Here is a 6,046-nt window from a genome sequence, read left to right as displayed (position 1 = left end):
GTATATGTTGTTTTACAACAAGGACCGTTTCCAAAACAAACTCGGCGACCTCTCCCCAATTGAATTCCGGGAAAAAGTCGCCGCTTAATGGAGTTTCTCTTTTTTTATTGTCTACTTGACGGGGCTATGACCGAATTCTTAAATTCATGTGCTTTTTTCTTGCCACATGATCTTCATCATGATGCTATTTAGATAGATACCTAATCCGAAATGACACAACGTTCTTGTCCTTAAAACAAAAAAAAGCCGCTGTAATAGCGACTTTAATGGAACAATGTTCTTGTCCCTCGACAATTTCGTTCTATTTTTGTTTTTATAAGTTCCCCTTTCTTGCTTTTTTTAGCGATGTCACTCTTCGATCGAATTCATAATAACTTTAAGCCTTGCGAAGCATTTGTCTCTCGCTTAGATGTGAAAGCATATCCTTCGTCATGGCCTTCAGGTCGTAGCGAGCATGAAATCCCCATTCTGTTTTCGCTGCCGTCGCATCAATGGAATGCGGCCAGCTATCGGCAATCGCCTGTCTCTTCGGATCAACGTCATAATCGAGGATAAAGCCTGGAAGCTCATCCCGAATCGCTGCAGCGATCGCCTCCGGATCCACGCTCATTGCGGTGACATTAAATGAATTTCGGTGCATCAACCGGGAAGAATCCGCTTCCATCAAATCGATGATAGCGTTCAGGGCATCCGGCATATACATCATGTCCATGTTTGAGTCCTTGGCGATATAAGATGTATATCGGCCAGCCGTCACGGCTGCGTAATAAATTTCCACGGCGTAATCCGTCGTTCCTCCGCCGGGAGGCGTCATATAAGATATCAAACCCGGGAATCGCAGTCCCCTAGTATCCAGGCCGTATTTGTGAAAATAATAATCACAAAGCAGTTCGCCGGACACTTTGTTCACGCCGTACATCGTATTGGGCCTCTGGATCGTATCCTGAGGGGTATTGTCTTTCGGAGTCAAAGGACCAAAAGATCCAATGGAGCTTGGAGTGAAAAATTGGCAGCCGAGCTCCCTGGATATTTCAAGTGCATTCATCAATCCACCCATATTCAAATTCCAGGCAAGCAGCGGTTTCTCCTCTGCGGTAGCCGACAGCAGCGCAGCCAAATGGATGACGGTATCAACTTCGTACCGCTTGGCGATTTCGAACATCGCCTTATCATTCGTCACGTCCAGTAGCTCGAATGGCCCGGATCGGGTAATTTCGTGGGCTGATGACCTGAGATCTGTAGCAATGACGTGATCCGCACCATAAATTTCACGTAATTTAACAACTAACTCAGAACCGATTTGGCCCAGTGCTCCGGTCACCAAAATCTTGTTCATAAGACATTCCTCCCGAAATGTACTCCCGCGAATGCAGCTAAATCAGCTTCATTTCCTTGCCAACTTTCTCATAAACGGAGATCACCTGATCGAGCATCTCCTTGGTATGGGCAGCTGTCGGCATGTTGCGTATTCTTCCGGTTCCTTTCGGAACCGTCGGAAACAGGATTGCCTTGGCGTAAACGCCTTCTTCATAAAGCCGTTTGCTGAACTGTTGGGTGGTTACTTCATCGCCAATGATACAAGGTGTGATCGGCGTTTCGCTTTGGCCTACATCATATCCAAGCCGGCTCAAGCCATTTTTCAAATCATTGCCGTTCTCCCACAGCTTCTCGATCAGCTCTTTGTCATTCATCAAAATGTCGACAGAAGCGCTACAAGAAGCGATTGCAGCCGGAGGTAGCGATGTCGAGAACAGAAACGGACGGCTTCTCAGCTTCAACCATTCGATCAGTTGTTTTTTACCCGCCACATAACCGCCGACAACCCCAATCGCCTTGGAAAGAGTACCAATTTGAAAGTCAATGTGGTCGGACAATCCAAAATGCTTCACGGTTCCCGCACCTGCTCCGAGAACGCCCGAACCGTGGGCATCATCCACATAAGTAATCAGATCGAATTCTTCTGCTATTTTCACGATCTCAGGCAGCTTTGCTATATCACCATCCATGGAGAAAACCCCGTCGGTGATGACCATAATTTTATGGTACTGACCGGATTCCTTGGCATCTTTCGCCTGCTGTCTTAAATCATTCATATCCGAATGCTTAAAGCGAATCACCTTGGCTCTCGACAGGCGGCAGCCATCAATAATCGAAGCGTGGTTCAGCTCATCTGATAAAATCGCATCATGCTGGTCCATTACCGCGGATATAGCAGCCATATTGCAGTTAAATCCCGATTGATACACGATAACGGCTTCCGTTTTTTTGAAACGGGCCAGTTTTTCTTCAAGCTCAATATGAAGATCCATCGTACCATTAATTGTTCTCACAGCCCCTGCGCCTGCCCCGTATGTCTGCGACGCCTTAACTGAAGCATCAATCAGGCGGTGATCTGTTGCCAGTCCCAAATAGTTATTGGAAGACAAATTGATTAAGGACTTTCCGTCGATACGAATAACAGGACCATTTGCACCCTGCAGCGTATCGATGACGTTATATAGACCTTTAGTCTTTAGATCTTCGATGTTCGAACTTAAAAATTGGTCCAATGCTTGACTTGACATTCCATTCCCTCCTCGATATACGTATGTCCTCGTACAGGAGACACATAATTCTCCGGGAAAAACCTGTTATAAAAAGGGTTAGATTGATTTTAATGTATCATCTTTTTATTTTTTTGTACACATGTGGCGGACAAAAAAATAAAAATATCCGCAAAAAAACATAGCGATTGCTTCCCCCATTCCCGGAAGCAATCGCTACTAAATCTTTGCTATACTTTTTGTTACATTCTATACTAATTCATCATGTATTAAACTATTATTATGCAATGAGAAACTCTATTTCAACCTGTGAGGTGATTTGATGAACAAGATTTTAGCGATCTCGATTTTGGGAATGGGTTTAACAGGTGCTGTTTTAATCATCTCAATTGCTCTGTTGTTTAACCCTCCAATAGGAAGTGTGTTGAAGATGGTTACTGCTGCTTCAACATTATCTTTTATTATATTTGCTGTCTCGGCTTTGATATTTCGTCGGCGATTAGATGATGAAAATAGTGAGTAGTATATTTATACTTCCTCGATTTAGGACGAATGCTTCGCAGTAGCAATCCTAACAATGTTTCTGCTTATCTTCAGAAAATAATGAAACATGCATTCCCCCCTACAAGCACCCATGCTAGAAAATAGAATCTTCTGTTTTAAAATATATAGAAGCAGTGGCTTTCTATACCTTATTTTTCCATAACAGTCCAATATAGTTGTACCGTTCTTCCTGTTCGATCCGTTGTTTCTCTGTGTAGAGCGTTTGAATGGTTCTACAAAGTCACTTCTACTAAGCCTACAGCATGTAAGATACTCAGCATCACCAAAATTACCGATCGGACTGTGAAAAATAAAAACATCACTTTGCCGGGCAACACCCACTGTTTTCCCTTTATATCAAGTACGTGATCGCTGACCTGAACTTGGGGCGTCCTAGTCTACGGAGGAGCCCTTTTTCGTGATTTAAATACTCATACGTAAACATATACAAAAAAGGATCGTTAGCATTTCTGCAACGATCCCTGTCGTCAGTCCGCTAGTTGAAATCAGCAGATGATCAATTTGATGCCTTATTAAGTTTGATTAAGCTAACGTTTCCCGTTAGCTTAATCTCGACAATAGATCGCTTTCTTTGTAACGATCTCTCTTAAGCTTTTAGATTCTATAGGATAACAGTGGAATTAATATTTAGCTTACTCGAATAACTCTCTGAGCATCCTATCCTTGTTATTCACAAACTCTTTCATAATCATATAATGGTCGGTTTCTTCCAATACTTGGACTTCGATACCATCCGGCTTTAGATTGTAAATAATCGAATCTGGATATGCCATAAGGATTGGGGAATGGGTCGCAATTATAAATTGAGAGTTTTGCAAAACAAGTTCATGGATTCGTGTCAGCATCGCCATTTGGCGAAGGGGAGACAATGCAGCCTCAGGCTCATCCAGTATATATAATCCCTTCTCCCCGAACCGATGAATGAAAGTGGAAAAGAACGACTCTCCGTGCGATTGCTCATGCAAGGACTTCCCACCGTAAGATTCTATAATAGGGCGAGCGAATGATGGTTGGCTGTCCAACTCATCGATCGTTGTGGCTAAATTATAATAACTTTCTGCCCGGAAAAAGAAGCCATCCCTCGGGCGTCGCGGACCTTTAATCAATTGTATATATTCATATAAGTTCGAGTGAGTAGCCTGGGTTGAGAAGGAAAAGTTGATCGTCCCACCCTCCGGGTTAAATCCCCATGCGACAGCAATGGACTCCATCAGTGTTGATTTGCCCATTCCATTTTCACCTACGATATAGGTTACCTTGGGGTGGAAATCAAGAGTATTTAGGTTTCGAATGACTGCCAAATCAAAGGGGTAACGATTATAGGTGGGTACTTGTTGCCGCTTAAGCTGAATTTGTCGTAAATAGGGATGCTGTATATTAATATAGTTCACTCCCTTTTAAAACTTTGATCGTTATGCTTACCTTTTTTTTGGAAAACACTGACCGATGTTTGTCTCAAGCTTTAGTTTACTCCATCAAACAAATAATACCACATACCGAAAATAACCTGTCCGTAAATCGATATCCGGTAAATATTCACCTCTCTCCACTGCTTTGATCTAAACCTTAAATTTTTCTCGCATAAAACATCCACAGTGCAAAAAATACGATTAAAACAAATAATAAGCAAGTTAGTAAGGTATAGAATATCAAGGGATTAAAGAAACCGGCGATCACGGAGGCAATGCCCATACCAATGAGAATGATTGCTGTGCTGAGTGTGCCGGCTCTCTGGAGTATCATTACACTCCGCTCGTCATTCTCCTCAATATACTGCTTCTTCAGCTCGGCTTCATTATTACTGGCTTTTATATACCTGACGAGGAAAAAAGCGACGGCCACTTCAACCCCGATAAAAGCGCCTGTGTGAAATCCCTTTATAAAACTAGGTAAATCGGGTAGTCCACCTCGGTAAAATATAAGTCCTACATAGATCAATAGGGTAGCAGCGGCTACCAGTGACAGTACGTTTTTGCGAGTTTTTACTTTAATCTTGTACTTGTCCATTTACATTTCCTCCACTTCGCTGAAATCAAAAACATCTTCAATGGCGAGTCCAAAAAAATTGGAAATTTTGTAAGCAAGAATAAGGGAAGCCGTGTATTTTCCCCTTTCAAGAGAGGTAATGGTTTGCCGGGTAACACCAACAATTCGTCCCAGCTCTTCCTGTGACAGCTTATGCTGCTTACGCAGTTCTGCAATTCTTGTCTTCAAGTGATCACGTCCTTGCAATGTTTACTTTGCATTTTTAGCATAGTTCACTTTGCATTATGTGTCAAGTTAACTTTGCATTTTTACTTACCTCTGAATGCAAAACAAGCTAAGCCCCTCTTTGTAAAAAGAGGGCTTGGCTCCGTTGATTTTTGTTTATATAAGATGCCAGAAGAGTTTACTTAAACAGAGCAAATGGTTGAAGCGCTTGGTGTTACCCCTATAGAAACGTATGTAGGCCGTGACTTAATGTTAGTATTGGAAAGTGAAAAAGCGGTTTAAACCGCTACACCTGATTTCTGGAACCATAGATGGTATACTCGTACACTATTTATTCGGGTCTCGGTGCCACTTATCATCTCCCATTATTCTATCAACAATATGATGGGCTTCCCAAGCAGCCGCCATCTCTAACCCTTCACATTCTTCGCGAGTAGAAGGTCTAATCTCTCCCAAATGATATATTTCATACCCTCCTGATATCCTATCAATGATACAGGCAGGTGGGGGCCACGCCTCTTCTTCATTCGGGAACGGACGATTCTCAACGACCGGCCAATCACCTGATTTCAGTACATCATCATATACACCCACGATAAATTGGTATTCCTCTTCTTGAGGTATCTCTTCTATCGTGTCACTTATCACATTATAGATTGCAATGCTGGCATCTTTAAGCCTTCTCCCAAAGGCAAACTTAGCGTTAGGCAGAACTTAGCGTTAGGCAG

The 6,046-nt window shown here is 42.6% G+C and carries 7 protein-coding genes; 1 reads left to right on the top strand and 6 read right to left on the bottom strand.

What is annotated here, in order from left to right:
• Positions 1-376: 376 nt before the first annotated feature.
• On the bottom strand, positions 377-1,336 hold the full coding sequence (locus tag AC1DE7_RS31505; RefSeq protein ID WP_076250511.1) for an L-threonine 3-dehydrogenase: 960 nt from the start codon (positions 1,334-1,336) through the stop codon (positions 377-379).
• Positions 1,337-1,373: 37 nt separating this feature from the next.
• Positions 1,374-2,564 carry a glycine C-acetyltransferase gene (locus tag AC1DE7_RS31500; protein ID WP_340029291.1) on the bottom strand — a complete coding sequence of 397 codons (1,191 nt, stop codon included), beginning with the start codon at positions 2,562-2,564 and terminating at the stop codon, positions 1,374-1,376.
• Positions 2,565-2,865: 301 nt separating this feature from the next.
• Between AC1DE7_RS31500 and AC1DE7_RS31495 the strand changes: the two genes are divergently transcribed.
• A complete protein-coding gene (locus tag AC1DE7_RS31495) occupies positions 2,866-3,066 on the top strand; it encodes a hypothetical protein (protein WP_237175103.1) in 201 nt (66 codons plus the stop codon).
• 673 nt (positions 3,067-3,739) lie between these two features.
• On the opposite strand, the gene AC1DE7_RS31490 is transcribed toward AC1DE7_RS31495, so the two are convergent.
• The 4 genes from AC1DE7_RS31490 to AC1DE7_RS31475 all read right to left on the bottom strand — a co-directional run bounded on the left by AC1DE7_RS31490 (position 3,740) and on the right by AC1DE7_RS31475 (position 6,029).
• Positions 3,740-4,483: an AAA family ATPase gene (locus AC1DE7_RS31490; protein ID WP_477535885.1), complete on the bottom strand. Its 744-nt coding sequence runs from the start codon at positions 4,481-4,483 to the stop codon at positions 3,740-3,742.
• 190 nt (positions 4,484-4,673) lie between these two features.
• On the bottom strand, positions 4,674-5,114 hold the full coding sequence (locus AC1DE7_RS31485) for a hypothetical protein (RefSeq protein ID WP_036613899.1): 441 nt from the start codon (positions 5,112-5,114) through the stop codon (positions 4,674-4,676).
• A complete protein-coding gene (locus tag AC1DE7_RS31480) occupies positions 5,115-5,321 on the bottom strand; it encodes a helix-turn-helix transcriptional regulator (protein WP_339783535.1) in 207 nt (68 codons plus the stop codon).
• Positions 5,322-5,645: 324 nt separating this feature from the next.
• Positions 5,646-6,029, bottom strand: a complete 384-nt coding sequence (locus tag AC1DE7_RS31475; protein ID WP_477535884.1) for an Imm26 family immunity protein — start codon at positions 6,027-6,029, stop codon at positions 5,646-5,648.
• Positions 6,030-6,046: the final 17 nt, after the last annotated feature.

This window comes from Paenibacillus sp. 10L310, assembly GCF_056395745.1.
The sequence above is the reverse complement of the archived record's forward strand: the minus strand, read 5'-3'. Positions and strand labels throughout refer to the sequence as shown.